The organism is Pseudomonas sp. MPB23 (genome assembly GCF_046605395.1).
Lineage (GTDB): Bacteria > Pseudomonadota > Gammaproteobacteria > Pseudomonadales > Pseudomonadaceae > Aquipseudomonas.
In genome coordinates, this window is the sequence record NZ_CP176771.1 from 2,821,151 (window position 1) to 2,839,467 (window position 18,317).

Annotated in this window: 16 protein-coding genes; 13 read left to right on the forward strand and 3 right to left on the reverse strand. The window is 61.1% G+C overall.

The genetic code is table 11. The annotated features are described in order from the left end of the window. Positions 1 to 2 precede the first annotated feature (2 nt). The 13 genes from flhF (at position 3) to ACLH0J_RS13155 (ending at position 12,000) form a co-directional block, all read left to right on the forward strand. Positions 3 to 1,319 carry a flagellar biosynthesis protein FlhF gene (flhF, locus tag ACLH0J_RS13095; RefSeq protein ID WP_411392290.1) on the forward strand — a complete coding sequence of 439 codons (1,317 nt, stop codon included), beginning with the start codon at positions 3 to 5 and terminating at the stop codon, positions 1,317 to 1,319. A gap of 106 nt (positions 1,320 to 1,425) precedes the next feature. After that, positions 1,426 to 2,259: a flagellar synthesis regulator FleN gene (gene fleN, locus ACLH0J_RS13100; RefSeq protein WP_003192912.1), complete on the forward strand. Its 834-nt coding sequence runs from the start codon at positions 1,426 to 1,428 to the stop codon at positions 2,257 to 2,259. Then, positions 2,256 to 2,996, forward strand: a complete 741-nt coding sequence (gene fliA / locus ACLH0J_RS13105; protein ID WP_010563995.1) for an RNA polymerase sigma factor FliA — start codon at positions 2,256 to 2,258, stop codon at positions 2,994 to 2,996. The genes fleN and fliA overlap by 4 nt, the downstream gene beginning before the upstream one ends. Before the next feature lie 170 nt (positions 2,997 to 3,166). After that, a complete protein-coding gene (locus ACLH0J_RS13110) occupies positions 3,167 to 3,541 on the forward strand; it encodes a chemotaxis response regulator CheY (RefSeq protein WP_160385018.1) in 375 nt (124 codons plus the stop codon). A gap of 18 nt (positions 3,542 to 3,559) precedes the next feature. Then, complete coding sequence (locus ACLH0J_RS13115) at positions 3,560 to 4,348, forward strand: protein phosphatase CheZ (protein WP_411392291.1); 789 nt, start codon at positions 3,560 to 3,562, stop codon at positions 4,346 to 4,348. A gap of 11 nt (positions 4,349 to 4,359) precedes the next feature. After that, positions 4,360 to 6,582, forward strand: coding sequence for a chemotaxis protein CheA (locus tag ACLH0J_RS13120; RefSeq protein ID WP_411392292.1), 2,223 nt, complete (start codon positions 4,360 to 4,362; stop codon positions 6,580 to 6,582). A gap of 48 nt (positions 6,583 to 6,630) precedes the next feature. Then, positions 6,631 to 7,758 (forward strand): protein-glutamate methylesterase/protein-glutamine glutaminase, encoded by a 1,128-nt coding sequence (locus tag ACLH0J_RS13125; RefSeq protein ID WP_411392293.1) that lies wholly within the window; start codon positions 6,631 to 6,633, stop codon positions 7,756 to 7,758. Further along, a complete protein-coding gene (locus tag ACLH0J_RS13130) occupies positions 7,758 to 8,498 on the forward strand; it encodes a flagellar motor protein (RefSeq protein ID WP_010563999.1) in 741 nt (246 codons plus the stop codon). Before ACLH0J_RS13125 ends, ACLH0J_RS13130 begins: the two co-directional genes overlap by 1 nt. Positions 8,499 to 8,513: 15 nt before the next feature. Continuing rightward, on the forward strand, positions 8,514 to 9,401 hold the full coding sequence (motD, locus tag ACLH0J_RS13135; RefSeq protein WP_411392294.1) for a flagellar motor protein MotD: 888 nt from the start codon (positions 8,514 to 8,516) through the stop codon (positions 9,399 to 9,401). Positions 9,402 to 9,452: 51 nt separating this feature from the next. Next, on the forward strand, positions 9,453 to 10,238 hold the full coding sequence (locus tag ACLH0J_RS13140; RefSeq protein ID WP_411392295.1) for a ParA family protein: 786 nt from the start codon (positions 9,453 to 9,455) through the stop codon (positions 10,236 to 10,238). Next, a complete protein-coding gene (locus tag ACLH0J_RS13145; RefSeq protein WP_411392296.1) occupies positions 10,238 to 11,044 on the forward strand; it encodes a CheW domain-containing protein in 807 nt (268 codons plus the stop codon). Before ACLH0J_RS13140 ends, ACLH0J_RS13145 begins: the two co-directional genes overlap by 1 nt. 80 nt (positions 11,045 to 11,124) lie before the next feature. Continuing rightward, positions 11,125 to 11,607, forward strand: coding sequence for a chemotaxis protein CheW (locus ACLH0J_RS13150; protein WP_010564003.1), 483 nt, complete (start codon positions 11,125 to 11,127; stop codon positions 11,605 to 11,607). Further along, complete coding sequence (locus ACLH0J_RS13155) at positions 11,608 to 12,000, forward strand: DUF2802 domain-containing protein (protein ID WP_411392297.1); 393 nt, start codon at positions 11,608 to 11,610, stop codon at positions 11,998 to 12,000. A gap of 54 nt (positions 12,001 to 12,054) precedes the next feature. On the opposite strand, the gene ACLH0J_RS13160 is transcribed toward ACLH0J_RS13155, so the two are convergent. From ACLH0J_RS13160 to ACLH0J_RS13170, 3 genes are read right to left on the reverse strand one after another with little or no spacing between them, the layout of a single operon-like run. After that, positions 12,055 to 13,212: a hypothetical protein gene (locus tag ACLH0J_RS13160; RefSeq protein ID WP_411392298.1), complete on the reverse strand. Its 1,158-nt coding sequence runs from the start codon at positions 13,210 to 13,212 to the stop codon at positions 12,055 to 12,057. 18 nt (positions 13,213 to 13,230) lie between these two features. Beyond that, on the reverse strand, positions 13,231 to 14,388 hold the full coding sequence (locus ACLH0J_RS13165) for a hypothetical protein (RefSeq protein WP_411392299.1): 1,158 nt from the start codon (positions 14,386 to 14,388) through the stop codon (positions 13,231 to 13,233). Further along, positions 14,381 to 17,923 (reverse strand): toxin VasX, encoded by a 3,543-nt coding sequence (locus tag ACLH0J_RS13170; protein ID WP_411392300.1) that lies wholly within the window; start codon positions 17,921 to 17,923, stop codon positions 14,381 to 14,383. The genes ACLH0J_RS13165 and ACLH0J_RS13170 overlap by 8 nt, the downstream gene beginning before the upstream one ends. Positions 17,924 to 18,317: the final 394 nt, after the last annotated feature.

Genomic DNA, 18,317 nt, shown 5'->3' on the forward strand with positions numbered 1-18,317 from the left:
TTATGCAAGTGAAGCGTTTTTTCGCCGCCGATATGCGTCAGGCCATGAAACTGGTTCGTGATGAGTTGGGCGCCGACGCCGCGATTATCGGTAACCGTCGCATTGCCGGCGGTGTCGAGCTGACGGCTGCCCTGGATTACACCCCGCAGGCCTTGGCGCCGCGTGTGCCGAACATGGAGCTCGAAGACGAGCTGCGCAAGACCGCTTCGCGCATTGTCTCGGCCCAGGCCGAACTGGGCATGCGTGGCGACAGCGACACCACGACCAATCGCCAACTGTTCGCCGGTTTGCCGCTGACGGCCGCCGAGCCGCTGTTCGAGCCAACGTTCGTTGAGCCGCCTCGTCCTGCCGCGCCGGCCCAGGCCCAAGCCATCGACCAGCGTGTGTTCGACTCGATGCGCTTTGAACTCAACGGCCTGCGCGAGCTGCTGGAAGTGCAACTGGGCTCGCTGGCCTGGACCCAGCTACAAGGCAGCAAGCCGCAACAGGCCAACCTCTGGCGGCGTCTGCAACGCATCGGCCTGTCCGGTCCGTTGTCCCGCGATCTGCTGGCGTTGACCACGGAAATCGAAGAACCCCGCCAGGCCTGGCGCATGTTGCTGGCCCATTTGGCGCGGATGATCGTGACCCCGGAAATCGAACCCCTGGAAGAGGGCGGCGTCATTGCTATGGTCGGCCCTGCCGGCATGGGCAAGACCACCACCCTGGCCAAGCTCGCGGCCCGCTACGTGCTCAAGTACGGCGCGCAGAACATCGCGCTGGTGAGCATGGACAGCTACCGCATCGGCGCCCAGGAGCAACTCAAGACCTTGGGGCGCATCCTCAATGTGTCGGTGACCCACGTCGACCCGGGCCAGTCCCTGGCCAACGCCCTCGACCCGTTGTTGCGCAAGCGTGTAGTGCTGATCGACACCGCCGGCCTGCAAGCCAGCGACCCGGCGTTGCGCATGCAACTGGAAAGCCTTGCCGGGCGCGGTATCAAGTCAAAAAACTACCTGGTGCTGGCAACCACCAGTCAAAAACAAGTGCTTACCGCTGCGTACCATAGCTACAAGCGCTGCGGCCTGGCTGGCTGCATCCTCACCAAGCTCGATGAAACTGCGAGCCTGGGCGAAGTGCTGAGCCTGGCCATCAGCCATGAATTGCCGGTCGCCTACCTGACCGACGGGCCGCGGATTCCAGATGATCTGCATCTACCGCGCCGTCATCAGTTGGTCAGCCGTGCGGTCAGCGTGCAAATGCAAGAAGAGCCTAGCGAGGAAGCGATGGCCGATATGTTCGCCGACCTCTACCACACCCCCGCGAAGCGGGTGGGTTGAGGGCAGGATGAACACCGTGAAATGTACCTACATCGATGGTCTGCAAGCGATTCCCGCGGCCAAGCCATGTAGCCTGCGTCTAAGCAAGACAAGGTAAAGAAATAAAATGGGCAGCATGCATCCCGTACAGGTGATCGCGGTGACCGGCGGCAAAGGTGGCGTCGGGAAAACTAACGTGTCAGTGAATTTGTCCCTGGCCCTGGCAGAGCTTGGCCGTCGCGTCATGCTGCTGGATGCTGACCTGGGGCTGGCGAACGTCGACGTTCTGCTGGGGTTGACGCCCAAACATACCCTTGCCGATGTGATCGAGGGCCGTTGCGAGTTGCGCGATGTGCTGCTGCAGGGCCCTGGAGGCATCCGCATCGTGCCGGCCGCCTCCGGCACCCAGAGCATGGTGCACCTGAGCCCGGCGCAGCATGCCGGCCTGATCCAGGCGTTCAGCGATATCGGCGACAACCTCGACGTGCTGGTGATCGACACCGCCGCCGGGATTGGCGAGTCCGTGGTCAGCTTCGTGCGCGCCGCGCAGGAAGTGCTGCTGGTGGTCTGCGATGAACCCACCTCGATCACCGACGCCTACGCCCTGATCAAACTGCTTAACCGCGACTACGGGATGAATCGCTTCCGCGTGCTGGCGAACATGGCCCAGAGCCCGCAGGAAGGGCGCAACCTGTTCGCCAAGTTGACCAAGGTCACAGATCGTTTTCTCGATGTCGCCTTACAATACGTCGGCGCAGTTCCCTACGACGAGTGCGTGCGCAAGGCTGTGCAAAAGCAGCGTGCAGTCTATGAAGCGTTCCCTCGTTCCAAATGTGCATTGGCGTTCAAGGCTATTGCCCAGAAGGTCGATACCTGGCCGTTGCCTGCCAACCCGCGGGGGCATCTGGAGTTTTTCGTCGAGCGATTGGTGCATCAGACGAGCGCAGGACCAGTGCTATGACAGCCAGCGGCTACAACCTTTACAAGAAGTCGGCACGTGACAGCCAAGGCGACTTGATCGAGCGCTACGCGCCCCTGGTCAAACGCATCGCCTACCACTTGCTGGCACGCCTGCCCGCCAGCGTCCAGGTCGAGGACTTGATCCAGGCCGGCATGATCGGCCTGCTCGAAGTGTCGACCAAATACGACGCGAGCAAGGGCGCGAGTTTCGAGACGTATGCGGGTATCCGTATCCGTGGCGCGATGCTCGATGAAGTGCGCAAGGGTGACTGGGCGCCGCGGTCGGTGCATCGCAATACACGCATGGTCAGCGACGCAATTCGTGCAATTGAAGCAAAAACCGGCCGCGACGCTAAAGATCACGAGGTTGCGGCCGAACTCCAATTGAGTCTCGACGATTATTACGGGATTTTGAACGACACCTTGGGCAGCCGCCTGTTCAGTTTCGACGACCTGTTGCAGGACGGCGAACACGAAGGGCTGCACGAGGACGGCGCGAGTGCTCATATGGAGCCTTCGCGGGACCTGGAAGATGAACGCTTCCAGGGCGCGTTGGCGGACGCGATTGCCAATTTGCCGGAGCGTGAACGACTGGTGCTGGCGCTGTACTACGACGAAGAGCTGAACCTCAAGGAAATCGGTGAGGTCCTGGGGGTCAGCGAATCGCGGGTCAGCCAGTTGCATAGCCAGTGCGCAGCCCGCTTGCGGGGGCGTTTGGGAGAGTGGCGAGCGCGCTGACAGGCAGTGTGGGGAGCACTGCAGTACGAGGCCGCGAGGGCAGTTGTCCTTCGCGGGGTCGACCCGTGGTGCGTCCTGCAGTCCTTTTTGTGTAATGCCTGTTGATTGAAATGGCGCGTCCAGGTGCTGGGCGCGTTTAAGACTGCTTGGAGGTCGAATTGGACAAGAACATGAAAATCCTCATCGTTGATGACTTCTCAACGATGCGGCGGATCATAAAAAACCTGTTGCGTGACCTTGGGTTCACAAACACGGTCGAGGCGGATGATGGCCTTACGGCGATTCCGATCCTCAATAGCGGCAGCATCGACTTTCTGGTGACGGATTGGAACATGCCTGGCATGACCGGTATCGACTTGCTGCGTCACGTGCGCGCCGATGAAAAACTGCGCAGCCTTCCGGTGTTGATGGTGACCGCCGAGGCCAAGCGTGAGCAGATCATCGAAGCCGCTCAGGCTGGGGTTAACGGTTACGTGGTCAAGCCTTTCACTGCACAAGCCTTGAAAGAGAAGATTGAAAAAATCTTCGAACGCATCCACGGCTAATGCCATCGCGGGGGAGCTATGGAGCATAAAGAAAAGTCACAGGGCGACTTTGAGTCGACCCTGAAAAAGCATGCTCACCAGTTGGTCGACAGCCTTGAAAAAGGTCATTTCGGCGACGCGGTGCAGTTAATCCATGAGCTCAACCAGACCCGTGACCGAGGCCTGTACCAGGAAGTGGGCAAGCTCACACGCGAGCTGCACAGCGCGATCGTCAATTTCCAGATTGACCCACACATGCCCCAGGCCGAAGAAATCTCGCAAATCACCGATGCCACCGAACGCCTGTCCTATGTGGTCAGGCTGACTGAGGCGGCGGCCAATCGCACCATGGATCTGGTGGAAAACGCCACGCCTCTGGTCAACGGCATGGCCACCGAAGCCCAGGCCCTCAGCCACGACTGGGGCCGCTTCATGCGTCGGGAAGTCGGTGCCGAAGAGTTTCGCGAGCTGGCACGTCGGGTCGACGGGTTTCTGTCGCGCAGCGAGCAGGACAACCACACGGTGTCCAGCAACCTCAACGACATTCTGCTGGCCCAGGACTACCAGGACCTCACTGGTCAGGTGATCAAGCGCGTGACCCAATTGGTCACCGAAGTGGAAAGCAACTTGCTCAAATTGGTGCTTATGGCAGGCCAAGTCGATCGTTTCGCCGGCATCGAACATGACCGCGAAGCGATCCTCTCGGAAAAAGATCCACAAAAACATCTCGCCAAGGGTGAAGGTCCGCAGATTCATGCCGATAAACGTGAAGACGTTATGTCAGGTCAGGATGACGTAGATGACCTGTTATCCAGTTTAGGCTTCTAAGGAGCACACCCATGAGCTTCGGCGCCGATGAAGAAATCCTTCAGGATTTCCTTGTAGAGGCCGGCGAAATTTTAGAGCAACTGTCCGAGCAACTGGTCGAGCTGGAAAGCCGACCGGATGATGCGAACCTGCTCAATGCAATTTTTCGCGGTTTTCACACTGTAAAAGGGGGCGCCGGCTTCCTCCAGCTCCATGAGCTGGTGGAGTGCTGTCACATCGCCGAGAACGTGTTCGACATCCTGCGCAAGGGTGAGCGTCACGTTGACTCGGAATTAATGGACGTGATTCTCGAAGCGCTGGATGCGGTCAACGGCATGTTCAGCGAAGTGCGCGAACGTGCCCCGATCACCCCGGCGACCCCGGAACTGCTGGCCGCCCTGGCGCGTCTGGCAGAGCCTGCCGACACCTCGGCGGCGCCGGTGGTTGAGGCCGCGCCGGAGCCTGTAGCGGAGCCGGAAGCGGATGTCACCGACAGCGAGTTCGAGCAACTGCTCGACTCCCTCAATGCGGTCAAGGCCGAGGCCGAAGCGCCACAAGCAGTCGCCGCGCCCGCCGCGCCGACCAGCGAAGATATTACCGACGCAGAATTCGAATCCCTGCTCGATCAGTTGCACGGCAAAGGCCAGTTCGCCGCCGACGCCGTCCCGCCAACGGCTGCGCCGCCAGCGCCGGAAGCCACCGCCAGCACTGACATCACCGACGACGAATTCGAGTCGCTGCTGGACCAACTGCATGGCAAAGGGACCTTTGCGGCCGATGCCTTGCCGGAAGTCGCCGCTACGGCTGCCGCGACCGCCACCCCCGCCGCCGCCGCCGCGGAAAAACCTGGCGCCGATGGGCTGATCACCGATCACGAGTTCGAGTCCCTGCTGGATGAGTTACACGGCAAGGGCAAGTTCACCGAGGTGGGTGCGAGCGCAGCGACCGCCACGGCAGCACCGGTGGCCGCCAAAGCCGCCAAGGCCGCTGCTCCCGCCGCCAAAGCGGCACCGGCACCGGCACCTGCTGCCGCTGCTCCAGCGCGTGCCGCCGCGCCGGCGGCTGCCGACAAACCGGCCAGCGAAGCGGAAACCACCGTGCGGGTCGACACCGCGCGTCTGGACGACATCATGAACATGGTCGGTGAACTGGTGCTGGTGCGTAACCGCCTGGTGCGCCTGGGCCTGAGCAGCGGCGATGAAACCATGCAAAAGGCGGTGTCGAACCTCGACGTGGTCACCGCCGACCTGCAAACCGCGGTGATGAAAACCCGGATGCAGCCGATCAAGAAAGTCTTCGGCCGTTTCCCGCGCCTGGTTCGCGACCTGGCACGCCAGCTCAAGAAAGAGATCAACCTGGAACTGGTGGGTGAAGAAACCGACCTCGACAAAAACCTTGTCGAGGCCCTGGCCGACCCGCTGGTCCACTTGGTGCGCAACGCCGTCGACCATGGCGTCGAAACCCCGGAAGAACGCGAAGCCGCGGGCAAGTCCCGGAACGGCAAGGTGATTCTGGCGGCGGAACAGGAAGGCGACCACATCCTGCTGTCGATCAGCGATGACGGCAAGGGCATGGACCCGGCGATCCTGCGCGGTATTGCGGTCAAGCGTGGCGTGATGGACAAGGACGCCGCCGACCGCCTGACCGACACCGAGTGCTACAACCTGATCTTCGCCCCGGGCTTCTCGACCAAGACCGAGATTTCCGACGTGTCGGGCCGTGGCGTGGGCATGGACGTGGTGAAGACCAAGATCAGCCAGCTCAATGGTTCGATCAATATCTACTCGACCAAGGGCTTGGGTTCGAAGATCGTCATCAAGGTGCCGTTGACCCTGGCGATCATGCCGACCCTGATGGTGATGCTGGGCAACCAGGCCTTCGCCTTCCCGTTGGTCAACGTCAACGAAATCTTCCACCTCGACCTGTCGCGCACCAACGTGGTGGACGGCCAGGAAGTGGTGATCGTGCGTGACAAGGCGTTGCCCCTGTTCTACCTCAAGCGCTGGCTGGTCGCCTCGGCTGCCTATGAAGAGCAGCGCGAAGGTCATGTGGTGATTCTCTCCGTGGGCACCCAGCGTATCGGCTTCGTGGTCGATCAACTGGTGGGCCAGGAAGAAGTGGTCATCAAGCCTTTGGGCAAAATGCTGCAGGGAACCCCGGGCATGTCGGGTGCGACCATTACCGGTGACGGTCGGATCGCGCTGATTCTCGATGTTCCGAGCATGCTCAAGCGTTACGCCGCTCGGCGTATTTGATTCTGGTGGGGCAGGGCGGTAATGCCTGCCCCGTCTAACGGAGTGTTTATGGTAGTCAAGGTCCTGGTGGTGGACGATTCGGGTTTCTTCCGCCGCCGCGTCTCGGAAATTCTTTCCGCCGATCCAACGATCCAGGTGGTCGGCACGGCCACCAACGGTAAAGAGGCGATTGATCAAGCCATTGCGTTGAAGCCGGACGTGATCACCATGGACTACGAGATGCCGATGATGGATGGCATCACCGCAGTCCGCCACATCATGCAGCGCTGCCCGACTCCGGTGTTGATGTTCTCCTCGCTGACCCACGAAGGCGCTCGAGTGACCCTCGATGCGCTGGACGCCGGCGCGGTGGATTTCCTGCCGAAGAATTTCGAAGACATCTCGCGCAACCCCGAGAAGGTCAAGCAGATGCTGTGCGAGAAAGTCCACAGCATTTCCCGCAGTAACCGTCGCAGCCTGTTCAGTGCCCCGGCGCCTGCTACCACACCCGCACCCGCTGCGCCTGCCGGTTCTTCGTTCGGGCGCCAGGCGCCTGCGCCGGTTGCACGGCCTGCGGCGCCGCCGGTACGTACGCCTGCACCCGCCGCAGCCCATTCGCCGGCGCCCAAGCGCAAGGCCTACAAACTGGTGGCCATCGGTACTTCCACCGGCGGCCCGGTCGCCCTGCAGCGCGTGTTGACCCAATTGCCGGCCAACTTTCCGGCACCGATCGTGCTGATCCAGCACATGCCGGCCGCGTTCACCAAGGCCTTTGCCGAACGCCTGGACAAACTGTGCCGCATCAGCGTCAAGGAAGCCGAGGATGGCGACATCCTGCGCCCCGGCCTGGCGCTGCTGGCCCCTGGCGGCAAGCAGATGATGGTTGACGGCCGTGGCGCGATCAAAATCCTGCCCGGCGATGAGCGCCTGAACTACAAGCCGTGTGTGGATATCACCTTCGGTTCGGCGGCCAAGTCCTACGGCGACAAAGTTCTGGCGGTGGTCCTCACCGGCATGGGCGCCGACGGCCGTGAAGGCGCGCGCCTGCTCAAGCAGGGCGGCAGCTCGATCTGGGCGCAGGACGAAGCCAGTTGCGTGATCTATGGCATGCCCATGGCCATCGTCAAGGCTGACCTGGCCGACGCCGTCTACAGCCTGGATGACATCGGCAAGCATCTGGTGGAGGCCTGCCTCTGATGGATGTACTGAGTCTGATCGGCATCACCATGGCGTTTGTCGCGATCATCGGCGGCAACTACCTCGAAGGCGGCCACCTCGGCGCGCTGGCCAATGGTCCGGCGGCGCTGATCGTGATTGGCGGTACGGTGGGGGCGGCATTGCTGCAGTCGCCGCTGAGTTCGTTCAAACGCGCCATGCAGATTCTGATCTGGATCATTTTCCCACCGCGTGTCGACCTGGCCGGCGGCATCGATCGCGTGGTCAATTGGAGCCTCACGGCGCGCAAGGAAGGCCTGCTGGGCCTGGAAGGCGTGGCCGATGCCGAGCCTGACGACTACGCGCGCAAAGGCCTGCAATTGCTGGTGGATGGCGCCGAGCCGGAAGCGATCCGCAGCATCCTGGAGGTGGACTTCTACACCCAGGAAAGCCGCGATATCAACGCCGCCAAAGTCTTTGAAAGCATGGGCGGCTACGCGCCGACCATCGGCATCATCGGTGCGGTGATGGGCCTGATCCACGTGATGGGCAACCTCGCCGATCCTTCGCAGTTGGGCAGCGGCATTGCCGTGGCGTTCGTCGCCACCATCTACGGTGTGGCCAGTGCCAACCTGGTGCTGTTGCCGGTGGCCAGCAAGCTCAAGTCGGTCGCCCTGCGCCAGTCGCGTTATCGCGAGATGCTGCTTGAAGGCATTCTGTCGATTGCCGAGGGTGAGAACCCGCGCTCCATCGAATTGAAGCTCCAGGGCTTCATGGACTGATGGGAGGTATTGGTTGTGAGCCGTCGCCGTCGCGAGCCTGAAGAACATGTCAACCACGAACGCTGGCTGGTGTCCTACGCGGACTTCATCACCTTGCTGTTCGCGTTTTTCGTGGTGATGTACTCGATCTCGTCGATCAACGAAGGCAAGTACAAAGTCATTTCCCAGGCGTTGATCGGTGTGTTCAACGATGCCGACCGCTCTCTCAAGCCGATCCCCATCGGTGAAGAGCGGCCCAGGACCGTGACCCCGGCCAAGCCGTTGGTCAACGACAGCGACGAAACCGCCGCCGGCGTGGGCGGTACCAGCGACCCACTGAAAAGCATCGCCGACGACATCAGCGCCGCGTTTGGCGACCTGATCAGCTCCAACCAGATGACTGTGCGCGGCAACGAGTTATGGGTGGAGATCGAACTCAACTCCAGCCTGCTGTTCGCCAGCGCCGATGCGATGCCCAGCGACCAGGCGTTCACCATCATCGACAAGGTGGCGGCGATCCTCAGACCGTTCGAGAACCCGATCCACGTGGAAGGCTTTACCGACAACGTGCCGATCAGCACCGCGCAGTACCCGACCAACTGGGAGCTGTCGTCGGCGCGGGCGGCGAGCATCGTGCGCATGCTGGCGATGCAGGGCGTGAACCCCGGACGCCTGGCGTCGGTGGGTTATGGCGAGTTCCAGCCAGTGGCCAATAACGCCACGGTGGAAGGCCGCGCGCGCAATCGTCGGGTGGTGCTGGTGGTGTCGCGCAACCTGGATGTGCGCCGTAGCCTGACCGGTACCGGCACCGCCAATGCAACACCGGACGCGGCCTTGAAGCGGGCTGGCACACAAACTGCACCGTCCCCTGCAAAGCCGCCGGTGCGTCAGAGTGCCGTCAATTCTCCGTCGCCGGCTCAATAACCCCATGCAATGTCTCGGTCGCGCCAATGCCCGCCGGGAGGAACCAACCGAATGAGAGTCTGGGCAGTTGCCAATCAAAAAGGTGGAGTCGGCAAGACCACCACCTCCATCGCCTTAGCCGGCTTGCTGGCCGAGGCGGGCAAGCGCGTGGTCGTGGTCGACCTGGACCCCCACGGCTCGATGACCAGCTATTTCGGCTACGATCCGGACGCGCTGGAGCACAGCAGCTACGACCTGTTCCTGCACAAGGGCAGCGTGCCGAGCGATCTGCCTGGGCAACTGCTGCTGCCCACCAGCAACGAAAGCATTTCCCTGCTGCCATCCAGCACCGCCCTCGCCACCCTTGAGCGCCAGTCGCCGGGGCAGAGCGGCCTGGGCCTGGTGATCGCCAAGACCCTGGCGCAGCTGTGGCAGGACTTCGACTACGCGATCATCGACAGCCCGCCGTTGCTCGGTGTGCTGATGGTCAACGCCTTGGCGGCCAGCCAGCAACTGGTGATTCCGGTGCAGACCGAGCACCTGGCGGTCAAGGGCCTGGAACGCATGGTCAGCACCCTGGCAATGATCAACCGCTCGCGCAAACAGGCGCTGCCTTACAGCATCGTGCCGACCTTGTTCGACCGCCGCACCCAGGCGTCGCTGGGGACGTTACGCGTGTTGCGCGATGCCTACCCGGAGACGATCTGGAATGGCTACATTCCGGTGGATACGCGCCTGCGCGATGCCAGTCGCGCAGGCCTGGCGCCGTCGCAGTTCGACCCGAAAAGTCGAGGCGTACTGGCCTACCGCGCGTTGCTCAAGCACCTGTTGTCCCAACAGTTGGCGCAGGTGGCGTGATGAACCGTCCCGTCGAACTGAAGGTCAAGACAAGGCCGCAACTGGCGCTGGAATCCTACCTGGATGCCTTGCTGCAGGATGCGACCGAGGAAGAACAACCGATACTCGTATTGGAACCGGCCCTGGCGCCAGAAAGCACGCTGGATGAGTTCCAGTTGGCCGTCCTGGAAGAACAGGCCCGTGATGCAAAGCTTGTCGCCGCCCCCGTCGCCGTGCCGATCACTCCGGCCGTGGTGGCGCCCGTGGTGGTGGCACCGGTCGTGGTCGAGCCGGTGGTGGACGTGCACCTGCCCCCAAGCATCACGCCACCGCCGCAGACCGGTGACGGTCGCCCGGCCTGGGCTGCCGAGCCGTTCGAATGCCTGCTGTTCGACGTCGCCGGCTTGACCCTGGCGGTGCCGCTGGTGTGCCTGGGCTCGATCTACTCGCTGGAGGGCCAGGAGCTGACGCCGCTGTTCGGGCAACCGGAATGGTTCCTCGGCATCCTGCCCAGCCAGGCCGGTAACCTCAAGGTGCTGGACACCGCGCGCTGGGTCATGCCCGACCGCTACCGCGACGATTTCCGCCAGGGTTTGCAGTACGTGATATCGGTGCAGGGCTACGAGTGGGGGCTGGCGGTGCATCAGGTCAGCCGCTCGTTGCGCCTGGACCCGAATGAAATCAAATGGCGCAGCCACCGGGGCCAACGGCCTTGGCTGGCGGGCACCGTGATCGAACATATGTGCGCGTTGCTCGACGTCGCCGAACTGGCTGAGTTGATCGCCAGCGGTGCCGTCAAGACGATGCCGGCCAACACCCGAAATTGATTGAACAACAAGGGTCGCACGGTTGTGCGGCCATAGAAGCACGCACGCCGTGTCCAACGGCATTTGAAGGGGTCAGGGGTATGAATAAGTCAGCGTCCGCACAAGGTTTGGATGATCCGATCCTGCAATGGGTTACCTTCAAACTGGACAACGAGTCCTATGGCATCAACGTCATGCGCGTACAGGAAGTGTTGCGCTACACCGAAATCGCCCCGGTACCGGGCGCGCCGAGCTACGTGCTGGGCATCATCAACCTGCGCGGCAATGTGGTGACGGTGATCGACACCCGCCAGCGTTTCGGCCTGGTGCCGACCGAGGTCAACGACAACACGCGTATCGTCATCATCGAAGCCGACAAGCAAGTGGTCGGGATCATGGTCGACAGCGTGGCGGAAGTGGTTTACCTGCGCCAATCGGAAGTGGAAACCGCACCCAACGTGGGTAACGAAGAGTCGGCCAAGTTCATCCAGGGCGTGTGCAACAAGAACGGCGAACTGCTGATTCTGGTTGAGCTGGACAAGATGATGAGCGAAGAAGAATGGTCGGAACTGGAGAGCATCTGATTGTTCCTCGAGGCCGCAGTGATTGTCCTGGCCCTGTTATGGGCCGGGATGTTGGCATTGCTGCTGCGCCATGTGCGCCAGCAGCGCGAATTGGCGTTGCAACAGGCCGAGCAGGACGCATTGCGCGACCGGCGCGTCCTGGAGCTGGTCAAGCGGGTGGATCATTTCCAGCAAAGCGCGGTAAGGGTCGGGGATGAGGTGCATGAACTGCGCGCGATCCTCGCACCGCTGCCGGACAAGCTGACGCAGCTGGAGCAGCGTGATCCCTCCAGCCTGTCCTTCGCCCAGGCGGCGAAGCTGGTGGGCATGGGCGCGACGGTGGATGAGTTGACCCAGTCGTGCGGCTTGACCCAGGCTGAGGCGCAGTTGATGAGTAAGTTGCACAAGAGCTGATCGTGGGCGGCCTGACAGCAGCCCTCGCCAGGCGCAAGCGTGCTCGCGAAGCACCTAAGTGCGCCACCGCTTGAACGTGCGTTCAGAGCCACCCTCTGGCTCATGTTCGCGTCGGTAAACCTCGGCAAAAATGTCGGTGATCGAGCGCTGCGGTCTGCGTTGCCTGAGTTCTTTGACGCGCTGTCCCAGCCGAATCAACGCCTCACTGGGCTTGGCCCACTGCTCCTCAGGAATCGCCTCCGACCAGGCTTGCATGGCCTCCGGCAATTTTTTGCGACCGACCTTGGCGATGCGTTTCACCTCCCATTCGACCAGGCGGTTGGGCAAGGTCCAGAAGGTCATGACGTGGTAGAGGTACCAGAAAAACCCATACACCCAGCCGACTTCCTTTTCGCGAATCCGCCGGTGCAGACGGGCGCGGGCGTTGCGGAAGGTGTGCAGGCCTTCATGGGGCGGATCGTTTGGGCCTTGCAGGTCCATCGGGTCCTGGATGCTTTTGAGGTCGTGGACTTCGTATTCCATGTAGGCGCGCACGGCTTCCCAGTGGGCAATCGCCAGCGGCATCCCGGCGCACATGAACTCAACGCGGACCAGTTCCCCTTCGTGATAAAAGCCCATGCCCATGCCGTACTGGCGAGTCACGCCATACTGTGAGCCGCCTTGCGCCTGGACGACCCAGGCGCAGAGGGATTCCCAGGGGACGAACAGGGGGGCTTGTGCGCCCTGGGGCATGAAGCAGACTTCGCGGCGTTGGCGGTTGAAGCGGGTGGGGATGACTTCTGTGTATAGGCTGTGGGCTTTGAGCCATGCTGCGAGGCAGACGCCTAGGTTGCACAAAGATACCCAGAAGACAATTTCATAAGCCTCTAAAAATACGCCTTGCATCGCGTCCCAGATATCAACCCATCCATATCCGAAGCCTACGCCAAACAAAGCAAGAACAATCGGGCTGCCCAAAAGTGCGAAGACGGCGCCGGTAAAAGGAAGACCCAATGTCATCTGCCATGAAAATACTTGGGGCTTACCGCCGCCAAAGTCCAAGTACGTGTCATTGAGATCGCTCACGTAGGGGCTGTAGGGCGATGCCTCTGTCGGCAGCGGTAGCGGTGCCAGGTACGTCGTGTAGCCAGAAGCAAACGATTCGATGTCTCCGGCTCGGTATACCTTCATTGCCGCCGGATCGGTCGAGGGGGTATCAATGGGTCTAGTCATGCGAAATCAACTCCAGCATCATTTACGCCACCGCTTGAACGTGCGTTCAGAGCCACCCACCGGCTCATGTTCGCGTCGGTAAACCTCGGCAAAAATGTCGGTGATCGAGCGCTGCGGTCTGCGTTGCTTGAGTTCTTTGACGCGCTGTCCCAACCGAATCAACGCCTCACTGGGCTTGGCCCACTGCTCCTCAGGAATCGCCTCCGACCAGGCTCGCATGGCATCCGGCAATTTTTTGCGACCGACCTTGGCGATGCGTTTGACTTCCCATTCGACGAGGCGGTTGGGCAAGGTCCAGAAGGTCATGACGTGGTAGAGGTACCAGAAAAACCCATACACCCAGCCGACTTCCTTTTCGCGAATCCGCCGGTGCAGACGGGCGCGGGCGTTGCGGAAGGTGTGCAGGCCTTCATGGGGCGGATCGTTTGGGCCTTGCAGGTCCAGCGGGTCCTGGATGCTTTTGAGGTCGTGGACTTCGTATTCCATGTAGGCGCGCACGGCTTCCCAGTGGGCAATCGCCAGTGGCATCCCGGCGCACATGAACTCAACGCGGACCAGTTCCCCTTCGTGATAAAAGCCCATGCCCATGCCGTACTGGCGAGTCACGCCATACTGTGAGCCGCCTTGCGCCTGGACGACCCAGGCGCAGAGGGATTCCCAGGGGACGAACAGAGGAACTGTCGCACCCCTGGGCATGAAGCAGACTTCGCGGCGTTGGCGGTTGAAGCGGGTGGGGATGACTTCTGTGTATAGGCTGTGGGCTTTGAGCCATGCTGCGAGGCATACGCCGAGGTTGCACAAAGATACCCAGAAGACAATTTCATAACCCGCTAGAAAGATGCCTAGCATCGCATTCCACAGATAATCCCAATCATGACCGAGGGTTGCAAACATAAGAGCGCCGACAACGGGGCCACCCAAAAGCGCTAAGACCGCACCGGTAAAAGGAAGACCCAATGTCATCTGCCATGAAAATACTTGGGGCTTACCGCCGCCAAAGTCCAAGTACGTGTCGTTGAGATCGCTAACGTAGGGGCTGTAGGGCGATGCCTCTGTCGGCAGCGGTAGCGGTGCCAGGTACGTCGTGTAGCCAGAAGCAAACGATTCGATGTCTCCGGCTCGGTATACCTTCATTGCCGCCGGATCGGTCGAGGGGGTATCAATGGGTTTAGTCATGCGAGATCAACTCCAGCATCAGGGGCTCTATCTGCAGCAGCGGTGCGTTGGGGAGAAGGGGTTCCTGATCAACTGGCGGGAAGGCGCCGCTACCCCTTGGCTCAAAGCGGAGAGAGTACGTTCGCTGATGCGGCTGCCCGTTGGCGTTGGGGCTTTGAATGACCACCACCAGCATTAGCTCTTCGCGGGACCTGTTTGGTATCAGTTCATCGGGCACGGGGTAGCCGATGCAGAGAATCATCTGATGGCCATCGACGCGACGTAGCCGGGCCTCGACGGCCTCGCTGAGTATTTCCCAGCGTTCGTGGGGTAGCCCTCTTTCCTTGCGAATCGTGCTGATGCGGTACGCAGCGATGCTTAACTGATGGCTGGGCCTGCCGCCCATCGGCGCCGTAAATGCGCCGATATCCAGCCCGGGCAACAGCAAATGCATATCGCCGACCTTGGCTTCCAGCAGCAGGTTTTTCCACCAGGTGTCGTGTTCGACAGGGCCGACCTGCACGGAGGGTGCCTGCATGATCGCGATCAAGGCGTTCTGGTAGTCAGCCAGGCTCGAGGATTTGCGTTTGCTCGCGTCCCGTCCCCACGGCGTGCTTTGTAGCCATTGGTCATGGGCACTGGTGTTGTAGTGGTTGTAGAGATAGTTGCCGCCCAACTCCAACGCCGTAAACAGCGCGCCAGCCAGGTTTACACGGAAAAAAACGCTTGAGAGCCGCACACCAGCGGCGGCCCATGCGGCGGTTCTGGCGGCCCCATGCTCAGCCATAAGGACGGCATAGGCCGCGGAGACCGTACTGCTCAGGCCATACAGATTGCTTGCCAGCAAACCGCCTGAACCGGCCATCGACATGATTGCCCCGGCCTGAGCCCCGCCGCTGCCGCTGCGGACGGCTTGCTCCCAGTTGCTTTGATAACTGTAGAGGCTGGTACTAGCAGCGATTGCCCCCAACACATAAGTCATCCCTCCCAGACCTATGTGCAACTTGCCCATTTGCACGTGCACATGGGCGACGGCGTGATTCTGCAACCCTTTGGCCAACACTGCGCTGCGAGCAGTCAGCGCCGTATCGAATACACCTTGCGCCGCAGCAAAACCGGCGGCGCCCGTCGCCATCAAAGCACTAAAAAGAGGTCGCAAAGTCGGTGGGGTATTACTTGTCGCTGAAGTCTCTATCACCACTTGCCAAAGATTCAACGCCTGCACCACAAACACCAACAACGCCGCCCCATCCCCCACCAGATTCGGTATCGGCGCGGCCTTTACACCCTGCCGAAAGCTCCCCATCAACTCGGCTATTTCCTGCCGGCCCGCCGGCGCAAAGACCACCGTTATCCCCGCCCGCGCGGGCGTGGCCCCGAAAAACTGGACGTGGTTGCCCGGCAAGTCGCCAATCGGGCTGAGTGCATTGGCCAGGCGCGCTTCGGCGATGCCCAGTCGATAGCGGGTGTTCGCGATTTCAACCTGAAGCTCTCGCGCTCTGGGCGATTTGTGACCCGCCGTCTGTTTTGACCAGACCCGCTCACGCTTGAGCCTTTGCAGATAGTCCTGTTCTCTGAACCAGTCCCGGAGTTCGCGCCGGAGTGAGTCCTTCTCGTCCGCCGATGCAAAGGTAAAGGTCACGCCCTCGTGCTTCGCCGCGTCCAGAATGCGGATCAGCAAGGCCTTGGGCAAGCGACTGAAGAGCTGATCGAGCGTCGGCATCGGCTGGCCCTTGAACACCTGATCAAAGTCCGCCAGGGCTTTTTCCAGGCCGCGATTGAGCGCCGGGGTCATGGTCTGTTGGGTGGCGTCGGCAACCGCGCGGGTGTCGTCCGGGAGCCTGTCGAGGGCCGGTAACCGGTTGTTCTCGAGGTCCTGAAGTTTTTTCAAAAGCTCGGGCATGTTGTTGAACAGCGTCATGCCCGCCGCCGGCACGAATGCATACTGCGCCCACAGCGTGGTCTGTTCGCTGTAGGGCAGCGTGTAAAACAGGGGGCGGCTGAATTGCGGCTCTTTCTCCAGGTACGTGAGCACCCGCTCGCAGGCTTCGTCGCTTCGGCAAATGTCCTTCAGGCAGGCGTATTCGGTCGTAAAACCCTGGCCGATCTGTCTGTCATCCTGGGGGTCGTAGTACCACGCGCTTTTATGGAAAAGTCCGGCGCAAAACAGCGTCGTGCGATCCGCCGTGATGTGGTCGAGCAGGGTGTGCCAACGCTTGAGCGATTGGCGGTGAGCGAGCAGTGCGTTGTCCATCGCCTCACGGTCGATCAGGTCATTGATGCCGCGTTGGCCCATCTTTGCGCCATTGAGGGCCTCCTTGATGCGGCGGTCCTGCTCTTTACCAAGCTTGATCAGGGCCTCGAAATGTTCCTCGACGAAGTCCTGGGGCGACGTCTTGAAGTGTTCCCGGGTGTAATAGCGCCGATCCGTGTCTTCGATGTCGTGAGTCGCGGCGGCGTAGTCTGCAGAGGCCCCCTGGTAACGGACCATGTACAGCGCGTCTTCCAGGGCCTCCTTGTGCAAGCGCGCCAGTTCTCGCGGCACGGGACTGCCCTTCGGCGGTGTAGGCAATCCGCCTTTGTTGAGGTAGTCGACCAGAGCCTGGCGCGTCGTACCTTGCTGCGGCGCCGGCATGGCCTCCAGGTCGCCGAGCATGCGCTTGATGGCCGGGTGGTTACTGGCATCGGCCAGTCCGCCGATATCCGCCTGGGTCAATTGGGTCAGCGATTCGATATAGCAGGCCAGCAGGTAGTCACGTTCGTTGCCGCGTGCTTGCGATCCGCCGTTGGCCCACGCGTCGATCCACTCGGCGACCTGATCCTGGTAGTTGGCGAGGTCGCGCAGCACGCCAATATCATCCTTCACCAGCACATACATGACGTCATAGTGGTACCCCGCCTCGACGCAATTGCTGAGGTGGCGCATCGAAATTTCACGAAAACGTGCAGGCATTTCCCACGCATACGGGGTGTGTTCATTGTCGGAATCGGCGTCGTCATCGCCGCTGGAGGCGACCTCGGCCAACCAGCGTTCGGCCTGGTAGGGCGTTAATAAACCGGGCCCGCCGGTTTCACAATCGGCCTGCCCCAGATCGACGGCCTGCATGAAGTAGTCGCGCTCGGATGGGCTGTTGAGGACCTGGCGGCACTTTTTTGCGGTCCACGGTATTTCGGAGTAGCAGACATACAGCTCAGCGCGCGCGGGATAGATCAACACCGGTTTGTTGATGGGCGTTTCGCGCCGATCACTGTGGACGTCCGTGCCCTGCCAGAGCATCGCGCTGACCACGCCATCGAGGACGCGGTATTCCGAGAGTTCGCCCTTTTGCGCGTCGATCACATAGAGCCAACCATTGCGCAGCAGACGAATGCCGAGCGGGCGAGTGGCGAGTGGGTAAGGGACGGGAATTTCACTCGAAGGGTCCAGGGCTGGGTCATCGACCAGGCCATAGCTCAGGGGCACCAACTGCATCGTACTTTTCATCAGCGGGCAGGTGGCCATGGAGCTTTTGGCGTCGTCGCGGCTTGCATTGACGTGGTTGGGGTTTTTTTTCATACCGGGTTCCTTGGCAGGCTTTCGGCCCGTTCTTGCTTGAAAAATGAAGGCGCCCAGAGGGCGAAGTGCACCGTTGGGGGGCGTCTTCGATTCAAACCGCATGCCAATTAAATAATTTCTATATAAAACAGTGGCTTAGTGACGAGTAGGCGGGCAGAACAGCTTTTTTGGAGGCGAAACGGGGAAAAAGTGCGCAAGAAGTTGCACAGTGCTGTGCAACTTCTTGCGCACTTGGCTGAAGCCCTTGTAAACCAAAGGCTGTAGAGGATTTAGGGGTGGCTTTTTAGCTTTTTACTGTGCAACTTTTTGCCATGTGCGCGGATGGCGCGGGGCAAGCGTTGCACCCCGCTGATTGCAGTTTTCCCCCGTCCTCAAATAATTTCCAAGCTCATGG